This window comes from Teredinibacter waterburyi (genome assembly GCF_001922985.1).
In the GTDB taxonomy this organism is placed as follows: Bacteria; Pseudomonadota; Gammaproteobacteria; order Pseudomonadales; family Cellvibrionaceae; genus Teredinibacter; species Teredinibacter waterburyi.
In genome coordinates, this window is sequence record NZ_MRUH01000121.1 from 25,978 (window position 1) to 46,113 (window position 20,136).

A 20,136-nucleotide genomic window follows, 5' to 3' on the forward strand; every position below is an offset into this window, starting at 1 on the left:
TACATCGCTCATTACTCCGCAGGAATATAGTTAGTTAGCCACACAAATCCATAGGGTGGAATGACTAGGTCTTGCCTTATATCGTCAAAATGCGTGCCGCTGACGAGATCGGTCCAAGTATTTAAACTAATTAAGTTAATTGCCGAGAGTGGAATACTAACTTCGTTATCGGTGACGTTGTGAATACAGAAAATACTTTGCTCGCGCCTAATACTCTGCCGCCAAAAACCAAACAGCGTATCGCCAAGATGCAAAGTGAACTGAGTTGCGTTGGGGTGAAATGCCGGCTGACGAATACGTATGGCTAATAATTCTTTCATGCGTTCGAAAACTAAGGCGTGATGGCTGTATTTATTTTCGAGCTTCTCACTCAAATCGGGCAAATTCCATTTGTAGCGATTGATTGCACGATTACTTCCCGAGAGTTCAACCCCGTCACTATAGTTATTAGTAGCGGTGAAGCTATGTATATAGATTCCAGGGACACCTTCCAGCGCTAGCATAATGGCGTGCGCACAAATAAATCGCTGCAACTGCCACTTGTCAGGACCTTTGGTTGTTCCCTGTAGTGCATCAAATAGCGTTACATTGATTTCATAGGGTTTGCTGCGCCCGCCTTCAGCGCTTCGCCAGGAAATGCGGGCACCAAATAGCTGCATGGTGTTAACCAGCGTGTCGATTTCACCTTCGTTAAGCAAGCCCTCTACCGGCCTCAGACCAATACCGTCATGTGATGCGATAAAGTTAAAATAGAAGGTGCCCATCTGCGCCGGCGGCATACACATTTGCCAGTTTTTCAGTTGTGAACTATTTCCAGTGATGAGGGCGTTTACCAAAAGTGGAGGCAAGGAGAAGTTGTAAACCGCGTGAGCTTCGTTGGCATTGCCGAAATAGGATAGGTTCTCGTGGTTGGGGATATTGGTTTCGGTAATGATGATTGCGTCGGGAGTGTGATGCTCTATCAAGGTTCGGAATAGGCGAACGAACTCGTGTGTTTTGGCGTGGTTAATACAGCTGGTGCCTAACTCTTTCCATAAAAATGCGACTGCATCTAAACGAAAGGTGCGTACTCCCATGTCTAAATATTGCTTGATAATGGTCACCATCTCACAGAGTACTTCTGTGTTGGCGAAGTTGAGATCAACCTGATCGTGACTGAAGGTACACCAAACGTATTTCTTCCCTTCCAGTGTCTCTACTTCACGCAGGAGTGGCGATGTGCGTGGACGTACCACAAGGGATGTGTCGATATCGGGATCAACCTCAATAAAATAATCTTGGCCTGGGTCTTTATTTTGTTTAAATGCTTCGAACCAGCGGCTGCGGCTGGAGACGTGGTTTACTACCAGATCGCCCATTAAATTATATTCCGCACCGATTTTTTCTATGTGTGACCAATCGCCGAGTGAGTCGTTTACCTGTGAGTAGTCAATAACCGAGAAGCCATCGTCGGAACTGTAAGGGAAGAATGGAAGGATGTGGATACCGTTGACGATTCCGTTTAAATTTTTGTTAAAAAAGTTGTGGAGCGTCGCGAGCGGTGCTTCGCCCTCTTGTTGGATGCTGTCGCCATAGGTTATCGCAATAATATCTTTTTCTGACCAGTGGTTTTCGTGAAAGCCCGGCTTAACGCACTCCTCACCGAGTTTCATTATTTTAATAAGACGCTTGGCCAGGGCGGAACAGTCGACATCGTCGTAAATAAAATTGAGGTGACTTTCAACAAGGAAACGCAATTCTTTTTGTGCGGATAGACTCATAGCGGAATTCTCCCGTTATTTCCCGAATTCGTTCATATCGGCTTCGATGGCCGTATTAATGTCGACCAGTACGTCTGGGATTGCGCTTATGACGCGGTTCCAGCAGGGCATAAACGGCTTTTCCATAGGGTTTTCTAAAAAGCTTTGGCCCGCTAAAAGGATGTTTTTAGCGAACATTTCCACGGCCTGTTCCTCTGAGTGGATGTCGAGCTTTAGACCGTTCATGCGTGCATCGTTGTCGTAGGTTTCAATAAAGTCCAACGCGATACGGAAGTATGTCGCTTTGATCGAGCGAAAGGTTTCCGAATTAAAAACGACGCCGTTAGTGGCAAGCTTTCGGAACAGCGCTTTACAGATGTCGACCGACATTTTTGATAGGCCGCGTTCGCTATCTTCTTTCGATAGCTCTTGGTGTTTGTGATCATAGTTGTCGGCAATGTCGGCTTGGCAGAGACGATTGTTGGCGAAGTTTCGCTGTACTTCCGAGAGTACACCAATCTCCAGCCCCCAGTCGCTGGGGATACGAATATCGCTAATTACATCCTGTCGAAATGAAAATTCGCCAGCAAGCGGGTAGCGGAAGCTGTCGATATAGTCGAGATAGTCGTGGTGTCCTAAGGTCTTTTTCAGCGCTCGTATTAGTGGTGTAACTAAAAGGCGACTGACGCGACCGTGAATTTTCCCATTGGCGACCCGGGCGTAATAGCCTTTACAAAATTCGTAATTAAAGCTCGGGTTGGCAACCGGATAAATTAAACGCGCCAGCAGACTGCGGTCGTAAGTGACAATGTCGCAATCGTGTAGCGCAATCGATTCGGCACGTCCGCTGGAAAGAACATATCCCAAGCAATACCAAACGTTTCGACCTTTACCTGCCTCCATTGGAGCCAAGCCTTCATCTTTTAATTTTTGATCAATTGCGCGCAGGCGTGGGCCGTCATTCCAGAGAACTTTAAAACGTTGGTCTAGTGGCTTGAAGAACTCTAGCGCGTGGCGATATTCCTCTTCAGTCGCTCGGTCGAGGCCGATAACGATTTCGTCGAGGTAGTCGACCTTGCTGAGCTCTTGCACAATATTCGCGAGTGCGTCGCCTTCTAGTTCTGAATAGAGCGATGGTAAAACCAAGCACATGGGGCGTGATTTGGAAAATTGTCGTAGTTCATCTTCCATTGCTTCAAGTGGTCGTTGTGCGAGGTTGTGCAGTGTGGTGATTATTCCATTTTGATAGAAATCTGCCATGATTTGCTCCAGTTTATTAAGTTAAGCAGCGCGCAGTAACGTGTGTAAGTTCTAGTTTTATATTACTGGCTGCTGGTTGTTAAAATCTCTTCTATCGCTTCGTTCCAGCCTTCCGGGCCGCAGCCGCGTGTAAAAATGGCTTTGCCCTTGGTTAATACCTCTGGGTATTCATGGGTAGGCGATTTAACGGCGACCGCAAAGTCGGCTTCGGGAAACATATCGGCGTCATTTTGGCTATCACCTAAAGCAATTACCTGTGGGGGGAAGGATTGCCTTTCGGTATAAAATTGTTTTAGCCATATTAACGGTGCACCTTTATTGGTGTTACCTAAAAGGTGAGTAAAGCGCCCACCTTGTAGGATTTTAAATCCGGCTTGCTGCGCGAGCGTGGTGAAAGTTGCAAAGTTCTCAGCCGTGTCTGCCCATAAAAGTGGTTCAGAAAATTCGCGCGCTAACGACATCTTAGCGTTTTCTTCGCTTAGGCCGGTGTGGTCGATGACTTGCTCACAGCTCCAGTCGCTAAAGCCCGAAAATTGCCAGTTATATTGTTCACGTATTGTCGCCAAGAAGGTTAGGATTTGTTCGCGGCTAAGGCCAAAGCTTAATTGCCAGTAACCGAGATACTTTGAATCTATGGCGCTCGGCGGCGGGGTTGGGAATAGGCTTTTGGGTAGGTACAAGGCTGAGCCGTTTTCGACCACAAAGGGTTGTTCTATTCCCATAGCTCGTTGTAACTGTAGAACTTCTGCAGCAGTCTTACTGGTATTGATAATGATCGGAGTTCCGGCGCGGAGCAGTCTTGTTATAGAGGGCTGCGCGGCACGCCAGTCGTAACTGTAGTGATCTAGCAGGGTGCCATCTAGATCGGTTGACACCAAATAGCGCGAGCAGCTGTATAAATCTGTAATGGCATGCTGCGCATCAAGTCTGATGACCCAGTCTGCTATGCGAGGTAGACGGGTTAATCCGTATTCGGTTAACCGCTGGTAGTGAGAGATAAAACGTTGTACCTGCGTGGGGTTAAGCAAGCGGCTGCGCTGCTCTTTGCTCGCACCTTCGGCGATTAATTTAGCTTCTAATTTTTGTTCTTGCAGCGAGCGCCACTCGAAAACGCAGGCGAAGGATGGCGCGGTAATGACCACCATTGCATCGAGCATTGCGTAGAGTTCGCGGTAACGTCCTTTGAGCTGATCGTTAACAAACGTGCGCCAGATACCGTTAGAGTCTTCGTCGGCTTCTAGGTTGTTAACCGCATCCTCTAGCGAGTCCTCTGGCTGCGCATCAAGCCCTACACACCAACCTTCTAAAATGACGACATCTACAGGTGCGCTAACTGCGGGCCATTGCTCGCGCGGCGCACGGTCATCTATGGCTTTGTTAAAGCTGGGTAAGGCAACCGTGTTTGAGTCTGGAGCGGATCGAAGTAGGGCGGTAATCGTGTTTATGGCAAGCTCTGTGTCGTGAGTGCCCGGAACTCCGCGGGTTGCTAAAAGTGGATGTACATCTTTTGCCAGTGTTTGGCGCTCCGCACGAGTGAGATAAAAGTCATCTATGGAGACTACCGCAACCGAAAGTTGGTGCTGGTTGGATAGGATGAGTTTTAAGAAGTGAGATAGGGTGCTTTTGCCGCTGCCCTGTGTTCCCTGCACGCCAAGCACCATGGGGGCGTCGATCGCACGTCGTCGAGCGGCAATCTGAGCCGCTAACGGTAGATGCCAGCGCAATGTTGTGTCGATGAATTCTGGGGGCAACCTATGTTCGGCAATAGCCTCTAACAGGTACTTGTGCGCCATAATAGTTCGTTCGCCATGTTTGTGATCTGTTGTGACTCACGAAAAATCACCAATATTGTGCAAAAAGAGACTGTTAGCGCGAGTCTGAGTCGTATGAAGTTAGATAAGAGCAAATAGCGCACCAGAATAGCGTATTTGATGGCAATAATTTCTAGGCGTTGCTCCGGTAGCTATTTTACGCAAAATCGAGCGGTTTGGATGGCGGGTAGTGAATATCGGGTAGTGAATATCGGTGGGAGCGATAACTCGCAGACGCAAAAAAACACGGAGCGATCTTGTGTCCGTGTGGTGTTTGTTTCGAGTTGTCAGGCTGGGATTCCAAGGGGAGGGGACGTGAGGTAAACCTAACGTTGACCTAGCCGAGTAATGTTTTAACCAGCTTGCTAACGCTACCCATGTCTGCGCGGCCTTGAACCTGAGGTTTGACTATAGCCATAACCTGCCCCATATCCCGCATTGATTCGGCGCCCGTTTTGGCAATCGCATCTTTTAGGAGTTGGGTTATTTCAGCTTCGGTAAGTGCAGCAGGCAGAAACTCGGTAATAACTGAAATTTCTGCGTGTTCAATTGCTGCTAACTCTGGACGATCTGCATCTTCGTATTGCTTAGCCGAATCGCGGCGCTGCTTTACCATCTTATCTAGCACAGCTAATACGCGAGCGTCATCAAGCTCGACACGTTCATCGACTTCAATACGCTTAAATTCGGACATAACAATACGCAGAACGCCAAGACGATCTTTCGCCTTGGCGCGCATGGCATCTTTTACCGCTTGGGATACCTGACTTTTCAGCTCGCTAGCCATCTAGGCTACCTCGAGAGATAAGAAGCGATTAATAAAGACGTTGAAACTTGCGGTTTTCGCGCTGAACCTTTTTCGCGTGACGCTTAACAGCGGCTGCTGCTTTGCGCTTACGAATTGACGTTGGCTTCTCGTAGAATTCGCGACGGCGAACTTCGGCAAGAACACCAGCTTTTTCGCAAGAGCGCTTGAAACGACGCAAAGCAAAGTCGAATGGTTCGTTTTCTTTCAGTTTTACTGAAGGCATAGGGTTACCTGTGTCATTAATTCTTTTGTGCCTGCCAAGCACTGACTGAATAGATTCAGCTTGCTGCAGGCAGTCCGCTATCTGGGGTGCGAATTCTATACACTAATATCCGCACTCGCAAGCCTTTCGTTATAGCTTGTTGTATCGATTATTAGTGGCTGGTCACCAAACAGATACTTTCGAAGTCACCTGAGCAAAAACAGCTAATATTCTGCACCGTAACCTCTGCAATTGCCTGCAGCGCTTCGCGGGTAAAAAATGCTTGGTGGCCTGTGATGACCACGTTATTGAAGGTGGTGAGGCGTGCAAACACGTCATCTTGCAGTACTTGGTTGGAGTAATCCTCAAAGAATAACTCAGCCTCTTCTTCGTAGACATCTAGCCCGAGATAGCCGACTTTGCCATTTTTCAGCGCGGTGATTACCGCGGGGGTGTCGATGAGTCCGCCACGACTGGTGTTGATCAGCATTACCCCGCGCTTCATTTGGCTGATCGTATTGCTATTTATGATGTGGTAAGTCGAGCGTACCAGTGGGCAATGCAGGGAAATAATATCGGATTCTGTCCAGACGGTGTCGAGCGAGACTAGCTCTGCGCCGAGTTCGGTGATGATGTCGGAGGGCATAGGGTCGTAGCACAGTACGCGGCAGCCAAAGCCTTTCATTATTTTAATAAGTGTTTGCCCGATTTTGCCGCCACCAACTACCGATATGGTTTTGTTGTGCAGGTCAAAGCCCATCAAGCCATTAAGCGAGTAATCGTTTTCGCGAATGCGGGCGAAGGCGCGATGGATATTGCGGTTTAGGTCTAGGATTAAGGCGGCGGCGTGTTCGGCCACGGCGTAGGGGGAGTATTCCGGAACCCGTGCAACGGTTAAACCATGCTTTTCACAGGCATCGAGATCGACGTTGTTAAAGCCGGCGCAGCGCATGGCAATTAATTTAATGCCGTAGGAGGAGAGTTTTTCTACCACGCCCTCGTCGATAGTGTCGTTTACAAAGCCACAGATAGCATCGTAACCCTGTGCGAGAGCCACTGTTTGCTGATTGAGGTGGGGTTCGAGGAAGGTGAATTCGTGTTCGCCCTTGACGGCTGAGTTGGCATTGGCATTATTCAAGTGCTCAACATCATAGGGCTTCGCACTGAATACGGCGACTTTCATAGAGGCTCCTGCATAGCGTGCTGCGTTGTGAGTTTTGGTGGCATGGTGAGTTTAGTGCATTCATGGATATAGTAGTGAAAAAGGTCGTGAATACTAGGGAGAGCGCGATCATAACCCCTTGCAAGCGCAACTATATGAGCCTAGTCAAATACTTGCGCAATTATAGACGCTAACAGCAGGGCGTTTCGCGCTAATATCTCAACTGCCTTTTTATCGTGAACAACTCATTATGTTGCAGTTAATTTTTTCCTACCTCCCCATTTTCGTTTTGATTGGTTTGATGACGAAGCGGAACAGTATGCCATCGTCGCAGGCCTTGCCGCTTTCTGCACTATTCACCTATTTGATCGCGCTGGTGGTCTTTGGACGTGACCCTAATGCAGTGCATGCAAGTGTGCTTGCGGGCTTGTTGGTTGCCTGGACGCCATTATTAATTATTGCTGGCGCGATCTTTCTATTTCGAACCATGGAAGCAACTGGCAGTATCCTGACCATTCGTCATTGGCTTAACAGCATTTCTGAAAACGCGATAGCGCAACTTATGATCGTCGGTTGGGCTTTTCAGTTTTTGATTGAGGGCGCCAGCGGCTTTGGTACACCTGCAGCGCTGGCAGCCCCCGTTTTGGTCGGACTGGGTTTTCCCGCGTTGCGAGTGGCAATTTTGTGTTTGGTGCTGGATACCGTTCCGGTCACTTTTGGTGCTGTAGGCGCGCCGACCTGGTTCGGGTTTTCGGCTCTAGACTTATCTTCTGCTGAGTTGTCGCAAGTGGGCCTGACCTCGGCGATCATTAATGCGATTGTCGCAGTCGCCGTAGTTTTTAGTGGTTTGTATTTTGTGGTGCAGCCAAAAGCCCTAATACAAAATGCGGGTTTTATCCTGCTAAGCATTCTTAGCTGTGTATTGCCGTATGTTGTTATCGCGCGCTTTTCCTACGAATTTCCAGCCTTGTTGGGCGGTTTTATCGGCTTAGTGGGCACGATTGTGTTGGCGCGTTTGGGCGTGGGCTTAAGCTCCGAGCCGATTGCGTTACATGAGGCGCAGGCAGAAGCGGCCGGGGCGGGCGAGGCTCCTGTTAAGGTGTCGGCTGCGGCGTTAGTGAAGGCGAGTTTCCCGCTTTGGGGGGCCGTTCTTTTGTTGATTATTACGCGCGTACCTCAGTTGGGTATTAAGCCTCTTTTACTCCTCAGAGAGCCCGCTTGGAGTCTGGAGCTTGGCAGTTTGGGCGTTGTTAGTGTCAGTCCTTCGCTGGTGGTTTCCCTGCAAGGTATTTTTGGTACACCGCAGAGCTGGAGTCACAGCTTGTTGTATGTGCCCTCGATCATTCCATTTGTTGTTATCTCTTTATTAACCCTGCTTATCTTTCGCAGTCGCTCACTAAAAGTGGTCGCAGGCCAAACGATTGAGCAGATGCGTAACCCTACCTTAGCGCTGTTGGGGGCATTGGTATTCGTGAACTTGATGATGATGGGAGACGACTCTGCCGTTTCCCGGATTGGCAATAATCTGGCTGAGGTTACGGGTGAAAACTGGCAGTATGTGGCTGTGTTTCTGGGGGCCTTGGGGTCTTTCTTTGCTGGCTCGGCAACTATCTCTAACCTGACTTTTGGCGGTATTCAAGATTCGATCGCCGTTGGCTTGAGTTTAGATCGAACCACCATTCTTGCTTTGCAGTCCGTTGGTGCTGCACTCGGCAATATGGTGTGTATTAACAATATTGTTGCTGTCGCCTCGGTGCTCGCGCTGGGGAATAGTGAAGGCTATATATTGAAGCGTACCGTTATAGCGCTACTGATATCCTGTGTGGTGGCGAGTGTTGCAGCTGGGCTGGCAAGCTATTTGGCTGCGCTTTGGCTGGCGTAGTTGTCAGAGGTTGTTGGGGTATTGTTCTGGTTGAGAGATTGTTCCCAGCCGCTTTCGGCTGCTCCGTGATTGCTCTAGTGCCGCAGTGCACTGCAATTATTCGTGATTTTAGCCCGTAGAATTTTTAATGCGCGAGGGGTTTTGTGGTAACGTGCTTGCCTGTTTGATTTAACTTTTAGCCCATTGCAGCGCAACTCTACAAGCTGTTTGCTGCAACCGATTTGACGAATTCCATGCGCGTATTAGGTATTGAATCCTCTTGTGACGAAACCGGTGTTGCTGTTTACGACAGCGAGGCGGGGCTACTCGGTCACGAACTCTACACTCAAATAAAAGTTCATGCGGAATATGGAGGGGTGGTTCCCGAACTCGCTTCTCGTGATCATATTCGTAAACTTATCCCTCTAATCGACGAAATCTTAAAGCGCACCGATTCTGTAGGTGCGATTGATGCCGTCGCCTATACCTCTGGCCCCGGCTTAATTGGGGCGTTATTGGTTGGTGGTTGTGTCGGTAGGGCACTCGCCTACGCTTGGGGTGTGCCGGCGATTGGTGTCCACCATATGGAGGGTCACTTGCTGGCTCCGTTGCTGGAGCCTAATCCTCCCGCATTTCCGTTTGTCGCACTGTTGGTGAGCGGCGGCCATACTCAGCTAGTTGAGGTAAAAGCGATAGGTGAATACCGGTTGCTGGGTGAATCGCTAGATGACGCTGCAGGCGAGGCCTTCGACAAGGCCGCCAAAATGATGGACCTCGATTACCCCGGTGGCCCTCATATTGCTCGTTTGGCCGAACAGGGCGTTGCCGGTCGTTTTAAGTTTCCGCGCCCTATGACCGACCGGCCAGGGTTAGATTTTAGTTTTAGTGGGCTTAAAACCTTTACATTAAATACCGTTACCCAGAATGCCGAAGCTAACGGCCTGCCAGATGATCAAACCTGTGCCGATATCGCCCATGCTTTTCAGGAGGCGGTGGTGGATACGCTGGTGATCAAGTGTCGGCGCGCCTTGCAGGAATGTAATATGAATACCCTTGTGATTGCCGGTGGCGTTTCGGCTAACAATCGGTTGCGCGAAAAACTGGAAACCGCATTGGCGAAAATAAATAGCCGTGTGTTTTATGCGCGCCATGAATTTTGCACCGACAACGGCGCTATGATCGCCTACGCGGGTTGCCAACGTTTAATGGTAGGGCAAACCGAGCCGCTAGCGGTTACGGTGACACCGCGTTGGCCGCTAGATCAGTTGAGCCATCTTTAAAGCGTTTATTCCTATTAAATTCAACCTAAAAAGTTTTTTCTATGGATATAGTGTTTATTAATGATTTGCGCATAGACACCATTATTGGCATCTATGATTGGGAGCGCGAAGTAAAGCAAACGGTTAGCCTTACTCTGGAGATGGGCCACGATATTCGCCAGGCTGCAGCAACTGACGATATTGCGTTTGCATTAAATTATAAAAGCGTCGGTAAGCGGCTAATAAAATTTATTGGCGAGTCAGAATTTCTACTAGTAGAAACTATGGCTGAGCAAGCCGCAAAAATTGTTATGACAGAATTTGATGTTAGCTGGGTACGTTTGAGTGTGAGCAAGCCGGGTGCTTTACGCGGGTCGAAAGATGTCGGGATTCGCATAGAACGTGGTATTCGAGGCGTCAGTGGTTAAAATAGCAATGGCTAAAAATATGATTGATGTATTGTTAAGTATTGGCAGTAATATTCACCGCAAGCATCATATTGCCAGTGGTATTGCCGCGCTGCGCCAACTGGATGCTGACCTCGAAATTTCCGAGGTGTATGAAAGTGAAGCGGTCGGCTTTGATGGCGATAACTTTTACAATTTAGTCGCTTTAATCAAAACCGATGCGAGTGTCGCTGAATTAGCTGGGCAGTTGCGCGATATCGAAAATCGTCACGGCCGCGATCGCAAGGCGCCGAAGTTTAGCGCTCGAACCTTGGATATCGATATTCTCACCTATGGTCAACACACCGGTGTGATTGATGGCGTAAGGCTGCCGCGAAGTGAAGTGTTTAAAAATGCTTTTGTACTCTTACCTCTGGCTGAGAGATTTCCCGAGATGGTTTGCCCTGGAGAAGATTTAAGCTACGCACAGCTGTGGCAAACATTGAATTTGCATCATCAAAAACTCTGGGTTGTCGACGCCAGTTTTATCGATTCCGATTAACTGTAATTTTACCTCTAGCTGAGAATCGCCCTCCCTTTTATCTACTATTATTTTTCTTGTTATAGGCGTCGCTTCGTCAGCAGCGGCGGTTGGCGTGCGCATGTTTATTCTGTTTTTCTTGGCGCGAAAAATAGCCGAAATCAGTTAAATCGTTTCGCTATGACGCTGTGCGTTTTTTATACAATGTCGGTCTAATACTCCTGTGGCAAAGCGACGTAAAAGGTAATAAGGTTGTTTTGCGAGTCTTCTGTTTGGCAGCGAATCAGTGAAAACTCGACTAATAATAACAACTGATTCTGGTAGTTCTTGCATGAGGAATAAGAAATGAAACGCTATTATTTTGTCAGTGAAAACCTAGACGAACTTGCGAAATGTGAGCAAGATCTTTTTGGCGCAGGCTTTGTTAGTGCTCAGGTACACGTATTGAGCCAGCAAGACGCCGCGGTAGAAAAACATCGTCTCCACGATGTTAGCTCATTTAGTAAGTTCGATATCTTTCATTCAGGCTTGGTGGGAGCCGCGACCGGCGGAGTGCTGGCGGGAATTTCGCTTTCCGTGGGTTGGATGATGGGTGCCGCGACAACGCTAGATTGGCTTCCCTTTATGTTTTTGGCCTTTGTTCTATTTGGCTTTTGTACTTGGGAGGGTGGTTTTTACGGTATTCAGGTGTCAAATAAAGAGTTTAACCGTTTTGCAGAATTGTTAGATGGCGGTAAGCATATCCTGATGGTCGATGCAGATAAAAAGCAGGCTGAAAAGCTCCAGCATATTATTAGCTATTACGCCGAGTTAGACGAAGCCGGTGTTGGTCGTGCCCGTCCAGCTTGGATGATTGCCACGCAAACCAACCTGCAAAGTTTTGTGAGAGCCATGCCATAAAGACTCGCGGCTGGTTTTTGCGGGCAAGCCTTTTTAGCTGTTAACTACTATTGTAATAGCGACTTGCCGCCATCCACGTTTAAAATTTGCCCTGTGATGTAATTCTGCGGTTGTGCTAAAAAGGCAACCGCATCTGCGATCGCTTCTGCCCCGCCCAGCTGCTGTAACGGAATAGCCTGTAACTTTTCCTCTAACCTATCCGCGGATGGCGGACTTCCTTCCGGCCACAAAACCGCGCCGGGTGCCACACCGTTGACCCGTACCGTCGGTGCCAACTCTAACGCCAGTGATTGGGTGAGCATCTTGTTTGCGGCTTTCGCCATGCAATAGAGGGTATGTTCTCGCAGTGGCCGGTGAGCGTGTACATCGCAAATATTAATGATACTGCCATTATTTTTCTGAAGCTCGGGTATTAACGCTTGCGCCAAAAAAAAGGGCGCCTGGGCATTGCTGGCAAAGAGATCTTGCCATTGCTGAACCGTGGCTTTACCAACTGGGGTTGGATAAAAGCTGGATGCGTTATTGACCAGAAGATCACAGCGGCCAAAAACCTGTAACGTTTTTTTAGCGACATCAGGAAGTGAATTAACATCTCCCAAATCCGCTTGCACTAGCGCTGCGGAGTTTACTTTTAGCGCATTCAACTCACTAGCCAAGGCTTCAGCATGCGTACGTGAATGATTAAAGTGAATGACCACTCGATAGTTTTCGCGCTGTAATTTTCGCGCTATAGCTGCGCCTACTCGCTTTCCAGCACCGGTTACTAGGGCGACGGGGCGGGGGTCGTTATCTGCGAGTGGTGTGTTTAGCTGAATGTCAGACATAAAAATCCTAGCGTTTGCGGTGATCTATTTGACGGTAATCGGCAATAAACGCCGCAAGCGCTTGAAGTTGTCGCTTGCGCAAGGCCTCGCCAAATTCTTTTCCTTTATAGCCTTCTGCAACTAGAGCCTTGGTGTCAACCTTGGCGACGCAGTCGCGCGCACAGGTGAGGTAATTGGCTTGCGGGTATGCAATAGCTTCCATTCCCGTTCTGCCGCGACTATCTGCGGTACAGCAATAACCAAATAGGGTTAGTCGCTCTGGCCGTCGCAATGCATCGAGTCGCTGTAGGGTGTCGAGTAGGACTTTAGGCGTTAGCTCTAAGGCTCGATGACAGTGAGTATGAAACTCTGCTACCGACAAAGCCAAGTCGCGACACGCATTAGGTACGCTTAAGCGCTGGCAAAGGATCTCAATTTGTTTAACGCCACGTTTTTCATGGCCGATGTGGCGAGGCCATTCGTCTTTTGGCGTAGTACCCTTTCCGAGGTCGTGCATTAGTGTTGCAAAACGAGCCTCTACGGCAGGGGTAAGCTCGGCGCAGCGTGCGAGACTCAGCAGCGCATGCAAGCCTGTGTCGATTTCGGGGTGATGTTGTTCGGGTTGTGGTACGCCGAACAGTTTGTCTAATTCCGGCATGAGAATTTTCAAAGCGCCGCAACTACGTAAAACCTCAATAAAAGTCGCGGGTGACTTTTCACCGAGTGCGCGGCTAAACTCTTTCCAAACCCGTTCCGCGACGAGGTGATCCACTTCACCGGCATTGACCATGCGGGCCATTAAAGCGGTTGTTTCGGGGGCGACGCGAAATCCGAGGTGGTGGTAGCGCGCCGCAAAGCGGGCAATTCGCAAAACGCGTACGGGGTCTTCAGCGAAAGCGTCGGATACATGACGAAGTATTTTTGCTTTGATATCAGCAACACCACCGTAGGGGTCGATTAAATTTCCTTGGCTGTCCTTGGCAATTGCGTTAATGGTCAAATCGCGACGCAATAAATCGTCTTCCAAGCTAACAGTACTTTGGGTATCGAATTCGAAGCCGGTGTAACCACTGCCCGTTTTCCGCTCTTTGCGCGCGAGCGCGTACTCTTCTTTTGTTTCAGGATGGAGGAACACGGGGAAGTCTTTGCCGACTTGCTGAAAGCCTGCTGTAAGCATTTGCGCTGGCGAGGCACCAACAACAACCCAATCGCTTTCGCTGTGGGGGAATTGCAAAAGAGTGTCGCGTACGGCGCCACCAACGAGGTAGATGTCCATTTTTTTAAATTTCTAGTTGACGGTTTAAAACATATGGAACACACTCTAGCGGAACTTGATATTGATATCTAGGCGAGCGTAAGTCCGTCCTAACTTAAATTGTTTTGTATGCCCTAAGGGCGAGTAGAATTTTACAGCCATGAAACTAACCTCCGCAGCAATGATTATCGCCGCAGTCCCTCACCTAGTGTGGGTGTTGCGCCGTTACCTGCATGCGTGCCGAGGAAGTCGATGATTATTTAGTTTTACAAACATTATCCTTCAAAGGCCGCAGCTTAAAAAACTGCGGCCTTTTTTGTTTTTGTCACTTATTTTATTTGCTTAACTAGCTTAGTCGCTGGCAGAAGTAGGGGCGGGAGTTGGCTAGAGCTGGAGTAATTTGTTTGTAATATCGTTGCACCTAGCGTGAGCGCTCGGAAGCAGGATGTGTGATTTTTTTAATATAAAAAGCTAAAGGAAGCTAGGAGATGAAGATGCCAGTGGTAATTGCGTACGCGTTTGTTGTGTTAATTTGGTCTACTACACCGCTCGCGATACAGTGGAGTAATAGCAGTGTGCCGTTTATTGCCAGCGTAACTATACGCATGGTCTTGGCACTAATTGTTTGTAGTTTACTGCTCGTAATTCTGCGTAAACCTCTGGTTACTGATCGCCGCGACTGGCTGGCATTTGTTGCCGGCGCGGTAGGGCTTTACCCCAATATGTTGATTGTCTACTGGTCGTCACAGTTTATTTCATCTGGATTGATGGCGGTAATTCTCGGCGTATATCCATTTGTTGTCGGGCTGTTCTCATTACTATTTTTACGTGAAAATATTTTTAGCCCGATTCGTTTTCTCGCACTCGCGATCGCAATTTCTGGTTTGGCGGTTATTCATATCGAACAACTCAATCTTGGCGGCGATGCGATCTATGGTGTTTTCGGTATGCTGGCTTCGGCGTTTTTATTTGGTTTTAGCTCTGTTTGGTTGAAAATCTCTGGAGCGCATATCGATCCTTTACGGCAATCGACCGGGGCTCTCGTTTTTGCTGTGCCGGCGTTCGTCGCGACCTGGTGGTTACTGGGTGGTGAATTTACAGCGGTTGTCGATATTAAATCGATGGTTGGCTTGGGCTACCTTGCTATCGCGGGCTCGGTGATTGGTCATACCTTGTTTTTCTATGTGCTGCGCTATTGCTCAATGATGTCAGTCTCACTGATCACTTTAATCACGCCGGTAATGGCACTTAGCCTTGGGGTTGTTGTGGCGAAAGAGTTAGTGACTGTAGCGACCGTGGTGGGTAGTTTAATGGTGGTACTGAGTTTGGCGGTTTATCAGGGGGTATTTACCTATCTCTGGCGGTATTTCGAAAAACAGTATCTGCAGGTTTGGTGTATAAGAAGGAAACAGGTTCCATCACTCCTGCAAAGTAATATGTCGTGTCTTGATAAAAGTGTTTTAATCGTCTCGTAGCGAAAGTAGCACAGTTGGTAGGGTAGACTATTGGCTCAGATGAATTAGAGTGTTTAGATGCGTGTGACCTGTTAAAAAGTTCACTATCGCCCCGTTGGCTGTTGAAGTCTTCGGGGCGTTTTTTATGTCGCGATAAGTGTGAGACAATCCAGCCTTAATATAGCTGTCTCTAACGGAGTATTTAGTAATGACAATTTTGGTTACCGGCGGCGCCGGTTATATCGGTAGTCACACTTGCGTAGAGCTATTGAATTCTGGCTTTGATGTAGTTGTGGTCGATAATCTCTCTAATTCCAAGCGTGAATCACTACTGCGTGTGGAAAAGATTACAGCAAAGACGATTCCATTTTATTGTTTAGATGTAACGGATAAGGTCGCCTTAACCGAGGTGTTCAATAAGCATAAGATTGAAGCGGTCATACACTTTGCGGGGCTTAAAGCCGTGGGTGAGTCTACGCAGATTCCATTAAGTTACTTTCACAATAATGTCGGCAGTACCATCGCTCTCTGTCAGGTGATGGAGACGTTTGGCGTAGATAAGATATTGTTCAGTTCGTCAGCGACCGTTTATGGCGACCCGGCCAGTGTTCCAATTTTGGAAAGCTTCCCCACCGGTGCAACCAATCCTTATGGGCGCAGTAAGCTTATGGTTGAGGAAGTGTTGCGCGATATGTGTGCGGCGCCCGCGAACCCTTGGCGAGTGGCACTGTTGCGCTACTTTAATCCTATCGGCGCTCATGAAAGCGGTTCTATAGGTGAAGACCCTCAGGGAATCCCCAACAACTTACTGCCGTTTGTCGCGCAGGTGGCTGTCGGTAAACGCGAAAAATTAAGTGTGTTTGGCGATGATTACCCAACGCGCGATGGCACCGGTGTGCGCGATTATATTCACGTCGTGGATTTAGCAAGGGGCCATGTCAAAGCCTTACAGAAGCTGTTTACGGCCGAGCCGGCGTGCTACACCTATAATTTGGGAACGGGGCGAGGTTGTAGCGTGCTTGAAATTGTTACCGCGTTTGAAGCGGCAAGTGGTAAGTCTATTCCCTATCAGTTAGTTGCTCGTCGCCCTGGCGATATTGCTGAGTGCTATGCCGATCCCGCGTTGGCCGAGAAGGAGTTGGGTTGGCGAGCGGAATTTGATATTGAGAGGATGGTCGCCGATTCTTGGCGCTGGCAGTCGCGTAATCCAAATGGCTATGATGATTCGTCGGCCTAGTTAACGGCTAGATTAAATTTTGGCTGGGATAGTGAACTGGCGGTTGCTAGCAGCCGCAATCAATGTCAAATAATTTGCCATCTTCTAAGCGGAATGCCGTTAAGCGTCCTCCCCAAACACAGCCGGTGTCGAGCGCAATAAAGTTGGCTCTATCGGTTTTCCCCATCAGCGCCGCCCAGTGGCCAAATATTATTTTATCGTCGCGACACTTATGATTTTTATGGCTGTACCAAGGTGCAAAGCCTTTTGGTGGAGCGTCGGGCGTTGTTTTTGCGTCTAGTTCTAAACGGCCATCGGCATCGCAAAAGCGCATACGTGTTAGGTAGTTGGTAATTAGCCGACGGCGTTCGCTACCCTTAAGTTTTTCCTGCCAAATGTCCGGTTGATCGCCATACATTTTATTAAAAAACTTGCCAAATTCTAAACCGCGCAATATCTCTTCTACTTCTGCCGCATAGCCAAGTGCTTCATCTATGGACCATATTGGCGGAATGCCCGCGTGAACCATGGTGTAGCCTAAGGCTTTGTCACGGTGAATTAGTGGTTGTTGATGTAACCAGTCGAGGAGTTCATGACAGTCAGGCGCTTCGTGGATGCTCATCAGGTCGTGATCAGGCTTTATTTTTTTAAAATTGAACGCGCTGGCCATTAGATGCAAGTCGTGATTACCCAGTACCACCGTTGCGGCATCGCCAAGTGATTTGACAAAACGTAAGGTTCCTAAACTGTCGGGGCCGCGATTAACAATGTCGCCAACCAACCAAAGGCGGTCGTTGCGCTCGTCAAAATTAATGCAGTCCAGCAATTCGTACAAAGAGGGGAGACAGCCTTGAAGGTCGCCGATAGCATAGGTTGCCACATTAACTCCTAGCAATATTGTTGGCATTTACATGGGGGAAGATTAAACACTATGACATATTTGTGACGAAGTTTCCGTCGGTTCGGATCTCATGTGCTTTTTACGGCGTTGGCTTTAGCTTAGGTGTTCCTGCAACTATATATCGGATTTGTATGCAGCTTCGTTAGTGAAGGGCTTGCGGTTTCACTAACGCAAACATTGGAACTCCGACATCAAATAGCTCGCCGTTATCGGTTCGCATGGTATAACTCCCCGCCATGGTGCCGGTATCGGTCTCCAGTATTGCGCCGCTGGTGTAAGTGTAGTCGCTGCCCGGTTCTAGGCGTGGCTGTTCGCCGATAACACCCATCCCTTGTACCTCTTGAACTTGCTCGTTGGCGTCGACAATATGCCAGTAGCGGCTAATCAGCTGGGCTGGCTCGGTGCCGGTATTTTCGATGCGAATGGTGTAGGCGAAAACATACTTGCTATCGTTTGGGCGGGATTGCTCTGGTAGATAGGTAGCTTTTACTTTAATGATAATTGTAGTGGCCTGCTGAATTTGATGTTCACTTTGTTCGGTAATACTCATGACGTTACTGCACCTGTCGACGACGTAATCTGAGAAAGCGGGTTTAGAGGGTGTGTTGTGGCCGTGGCTATTGCTCAGCGGCCATGGCAACCAAAGCGTTGCTGATAGAAACATACTCGGCCAAGCTTAAATTTTCGGCACGTTTTGATAAGTCGACATCAAGGCTGGCGATTTCTTCATCTAGGTTTAACGACTTGAATGAATTGCGCAAAGTTTTGCGGCGCTGAGAAAAAGCGGCTCTCACTAATGTTTCTAAGTGATTGAGATTGTCGGCAACATAGGGCTTTTGTTTGTGTGGTGTTAGCCGGACAATCGCTGAGTCTACCTTAGGGGCTGGCTGAAAACTTTCTGGCGGCACTTCAAATAGGTTTTCTACTTCGCAGTAGTACTGAGCCATGATGCTCAGGCGGCCGTAGTTTTTCTCTCCGGCTTTCGCGGCTAAGCGCAACACCACTTCTTTTTGCAGCATAAAATGCATATCGGCAATCTTGTCCTGAAAGCTGAGCAGGTGAAAAATAAGAGGCGTGGAAATATTGTAAGGTAAGTTCCCGACTACACGCAGGGGCTTGCCCTCGCCAACGAGGCTGCTGAAATCGAAGTTAAGCGCGTCGGTTTGATGGATTTTAAAGTCTTTAAATTTAGCGAACTGCGCGAGCAGAATAGGAACTAAATCTCGATCAAGCTCGATAACATTTAGGGATTCGCAGTGGTCTAGTAATAGGCTGGTAATGGCGCCTTTACCTGGGCCAATCTCGACGAGATTGTCGTCGGCACGGGGGCCGATAACACGAACGATCTGACGGATAATGCCTTGGTCGACCAAAAAGTTTTGACCGAAACGTTTGCGGGCTCGGTGTTGCTGTGGAGCTGGGGATTTACTCATGATAACTGTGTCGGGTTGCTTGCTAGGGGGCCATCGAGACGTTCGTCGAGAGGCTTGCGATGCGAATCATTTAGGGGCCCGTCGAATAGCGGATTAGTGTCGTTGGTTTGGTTGTTGGCCACTAGTTCTGCCGCCAATTCAAGTGCGACTTCTAAACTGCCGTTGTCGGCCTTGCCGGTAGCGGCCAAATCGAGAGCTGTGCCATGATCGACCGAGGTGCGAATAAACGGCAGCCCAAGGGTAATGTTTACCGCGTTACCAAACCCTTTGTATTTTAATACCGGCAGGCCTTGGTCGTGATACATGGCGAGTACTGCGTCGGCGTTTTCTAGATGCTTTGGGGTAAATAGAGTGTCGGCGGGCAGCGGGCCAATGAGTTGGTGACCGCTTGTGCGAAATTCATTTAACACCGGAATAATGGTGTCGATTTCTTCCATGCCTAAGTGCCCGCCTTCGCCTGCGTGTGGGTTTAGTCCACAGACGAGAATCCGGGGCTGCGCTATGCCAAACTTGGTTTGCATATCGGCAATTAAAATTTGCAGGGTTTCACGCAGGCTGTCTTTTTGAATTGCTGCGGCAACGTCCTTCAAAGGTAAGTGCGTAGTGGCTAGGGCGACGCGCAAGCCTGTGGTTGCCAGCATCATAACCACGCGCTTGGTATTGCTCTGTTCTGCAAAAAATTCTGTGTGACCGGAAAAGGGCACGCCAGCGTCGTTGATAATGCTTTTTTGAACGGGCCCAGTAACCACGGCATCGAAGCTGCCATTCATGCAGCCTTGGGTCGCGGCACTTAAGGTGTTGAGTACGTAGCGCCCATTGTGGGCATCGAGTTGGCCGGGGCTGCAACTTACCCCAAGCGCAATAGGCTGTACCGTAAGTTCGCCCGCAGCGCTTGGCTCGGCGGGTGTGGCCAGTTGCTCTTCGGTAAGAATCTTGAGTTTTAGTGGCAAGCCGAGCAATTCTGCGCGTTGGCGTAAAAGTTCGGGGTCGGCTAACGCCACCAGTTGATAGGGGCGTGCTTTTTGTGCCGCTTGAATCGCGAGGTCTGGACCTATCCCCGCGGGCTCGCCCGGCGTTAGTGCAATACGCGTGATTCTAGTCAAGCGGGGAGCCTCAGTTGTGACGATTGATACGGGGGCTAAGGA

General features: G+C 48.9%; 19 protein-coding genes. 7 read left to right on the top strand and 12 right to left on the bottom strand.

Annotated elements, in window-relative coordinates; translation table 11 throughout:
* Positions 1 to 11: 11 nt before the first annotated feature.
* The 6 genes from IDZ20_RS08390 to IDZ20_RS08415 all read right to left on the bottom strand — a co-directional run bounded on the left by IDZ20_RS08390 (position 12) and on the right by IDZ20_RS08415 (position 7,003).
* Positions 12 to 1,760, bottom strand: coding sequence for an alpha-amylase family glycosyl hydrolase (locus IDZ20_RS08390; RefSeq protein ID WP_188150980.1), 1,749 nt, complete (start codon positions 1,758 to 1,760; stop codon positions 12 to 14).
* Positions 1,761 to 1,775: 15 nt separating this feature from the next.
* On the bottom strand, positions 1,776 to 2,999 hold the full coding sequence (locus IDZ20_RS08395) for a glycosyltransferase family protein (RefSeq protein WP_188150981.1): 1,224 nt from the start codon (positions 2,997 to 2,999) through the stop codon (positions 1,776 to 1,778).
* 62 nt (positions 3,000 to 3,061) lie between these two features.
* Complete coding sequence (locus IDZ20_RS08400) at positions 3,062 to 4,792, bottom strand: HAD-IIB family hydrolase (RefSeq protein ID WP_188150982.1); 1,731 nt, start codon at positions 4,790 to 4,792, stop codon at positions 3,062 to 3,064.
* A gap of 355 nt (positions 4,793 to 5,147) precedes the next feature.
* Positions 5,148 to 5,597, bottom strand: a complete 450-nt coding sequence (locus tag IDZ20_RS08405; RefSeq protein ID WP_188150983.1) for a GatB/YqeY domain-containing protein — start codon at positions 5,595 to 5,597, stop codon at positions 5,148 to 5,150.
* Positions 5,598 to 5,625: 28 nt separating this feature from the next.
* Positions 5,626 to 5,841: a 30S ribosomal protein S21 gene (rpsU, locus tag IDZ20_RS08410; protein ID WP_188150984.1), complete on the bottom strand. Its 216-nt coding sequence runs from the start codon at positions 5,839 to 5,841 to the stop codon at positions 5,626 to 5,628.
* A gap of 151 nt (positions 5,842 to 5,992) precedes the next feature.
* Positions 5,993 to 7,003 (bottom strand): 2-hydroxyacid dehydrogenase, encoded by a 1,011-nt coding sequence (locus IDZ20_RS08415; RefSeq protein WP_188150985.1) that lies wholly within the window; start codon positions 7,001 to 7,003, stop codon positions 5,993 to 5,995.
* Between the two features lie 232 nt (positions 7,004 to 7,235).
* Here IDZ20_RS08415 and IDZ20_RS08420 point away from each other — a divergent pair, with 232 nt between their 5' ends.
* The 5 genes from IDZ20_RS08420 (at position 7,236) to IDZ20_RS08440 (ending at position 11,929) form a co-directional block, all read left to right on the top strand.
* Positions 7,236 to 8,864 carry an L-lactate permease gene (locus IDZ20_RS08420; RefSeq protein ID WP_188151062.1) on the top strand — a complete coding sequence of 543 codons (1,629 nt, stop codon included), beginning with the start codon at positions 7,236 to 7,238 and terminating at the stop codon, positions 8,862 to 8,864.
* Between the two features lie 233 nt (positions 8,865 to 9,097).
* Entirely contained in the window at positions 9,098 to 10,123 is a 1,026-nt protein-coding gene (gene tsaD / locus IDZ20_RS08425; protein ID WP_188150986.1) for a tRNA (adenosine(37)-N6)-threonylcarbamoyltransferase complex transferase subunit TsaD, read from the top strand.
* A 41-nt stretch (positions 10,124 to 10,164) separates the two neighbouring features.
* The gene (gene folB / locus IDZ20_RS08430; protein ID WP_188150987.1) at positions 10,165 to 10,530 is read left to right on the top strand and encodes a dihydroneopterin aldolase; all 366 of its coding nucleotides are present in this window, start codon (positions 10,165 to 10,167) and stop codon (positions 10,528 to 10,530) included.
* A 19-nt stretch (positions 10,531 to 10,549) separates the two neighbouring features.
* Positions 10,550 to 11,050 (top strand): 2-amino-4-hydroxy-6-hydroxymethyldihydropteridine diphosphokinase, encoded by a 501-nt coding sequence (gene folK, locus IDZ20_RS08435; RefSeq protein ID WP_188151063.1) that lies wholly within the window; start codon positions 10,550 to 10,552, stop codon positions 11,048 to 11,050.
* A 324-nt stretch (positions 11,051 to 11,374) separates the two neighbouring features.
* The gene (locus IDZ20_RS08440; RefSeq protein WP_188150988.1) at positions 11,375 to 11,929 is read left to right on the top strand and encodes a hypothetical protein; all 555 of its coding nucleotides are present in this window, start codon (positions 11,375 to 11,377) and stop codon (positions 11,927 to 11,929) included.
* A 47-nt stretch (positions 11,930 to 11,976) separates the two neighbouring features.
* On the opposite strand, the gene IDZ20_RS08445 is transcribed toward IDZ20_RS08440, so the two are convergent.
* Together IDZ20_RS08445 and IDZ20_RS08450 are read right to left on the bottom strand one after the other, a co-directional pair.
* Entirely contained in the window at positions 11,977 to 12,753 is a 777-nt protein-coding gene (locus IDZ20_RS08445) for a pteridine reductase (RefSeq protein WP_188150989.1), read from the bottom strand.
* A gap of 7 nt (positions 12,754 to 12,760) precedes the next feature.
* On the bottom strand, positions 12,761 to 14,008 hold the full coding sequence (locus IDZ20_RS08450) for a multifunctional CCA addition/repair protein (RefSeq protein WP_188150990.1): 1,248 nt from the start codon (positions 14,006 to 14,008) through the stop codon (positions 12,761 to 12,763).
* Positions 14,009 to 14,481: 473 nt separating this feature from the next.
* On the opposite strand from IDZ20_RS08450, the gene IDZ20_RS08455 reads away from it, so the two are divergent.
* Together IDZ20_RS08455 and galE are read left to right on the top strand one after the other, a co-directional pair.
* Positions 14,482 to 15,462, top strand: coding sequence for a DMT family transporter (locus IDZ20_RS08455; protein ID WP_188150991.1), 981 nt, complete (start codon positions 14,482 to 14,484; stop codon positions 15,460 to 15,462).
* Positions 15,463 to 15,649: 187 nt separating this feature from the next.
* Positions 15,650 to 16,678, top strand: coding sequence for a UDP-glucose 4-epimerase GalE (gene galE / locus IDZ20_RS08460; protein ID WP_188150992.1), 1,029 nt, complete (start codon positions 15,650 to 15,652; stop codon positions 16,676 to 16,678).
* A gap of 46 nt (positions 16,679 to 16,724) precedes the next feature.
* On the opposite strand, the gene IDZ20_RS08465 is transcribed toward galE, so the two are convergent.
* The 4 genes from IDZ20_RS08465 to pdxA all read right to left on the bottom strand — a co-directional run bounded on the left by IDZ20_RS08465 (position 16,725) and on the right by pdxA (position 20,094).
* Complete coding sequence (locus IDZ20_RS08465; RefSeq protein WP_188150993.1) at positions 16,725 to 17,537, bottom strand: symmetrical bis(5'-nucleosyl)-tetraphosphatase; 813 nt, start codon at positions 17,535 to 17,537, stop codon at positions 16,725 to 16,727.
* Positions 17,538 to 17,700: 163 nt separating this feature from the next.
* Positions 17,701 to 18,108, bottom strand: coding sequence for a Co2+/Mg2+ efflux protein ApaG (gene apaG / locus IDZ20_RS08470; RefSeq protein WP_188150994.1), 408 nt, complete (start codon positions 18,106 to 18,108; stop codon positions 17,701 to 17,703).
* 67 nt (positions 18,109 to 18,175) lie between these two features.
* Positions 18,176 to 18,991 (bottom strand): 16S rRNA (adenine(1518)-N(6)/adenine(1519)-N(6))-dimethyltransferase RsmA, encoded by an 816-nt coding sequence (gene rsmA, locus IDZ20_RS08475; RefSeq protein ID WP_188150995.1) that lies wholly within the window; start codon positions 18,989 to 18,991, stop codon positions 18,176 to 18,178.
* The gene (gene pdxA, locus IDZ20_RS08480) at positions 18,988 to 20,094 is read right to left on the bottom strand and encodes a 4-hydroxythreonine-4-phosphate dehydrogenase PdxA (protein ID WP_188150996.1); all 1,107 of its coding nucleotides are present in this window, start codon (positions 20,092 to 20,094) and stop codon (positions 18,988 to 18,990) included. Before pdxA ends, rsmA begins: the two co-directional genes overlap by 4 nt.
* Between the last annotated feature and the right edge of the window lie 42 nt (positions 20,095 to 20,136).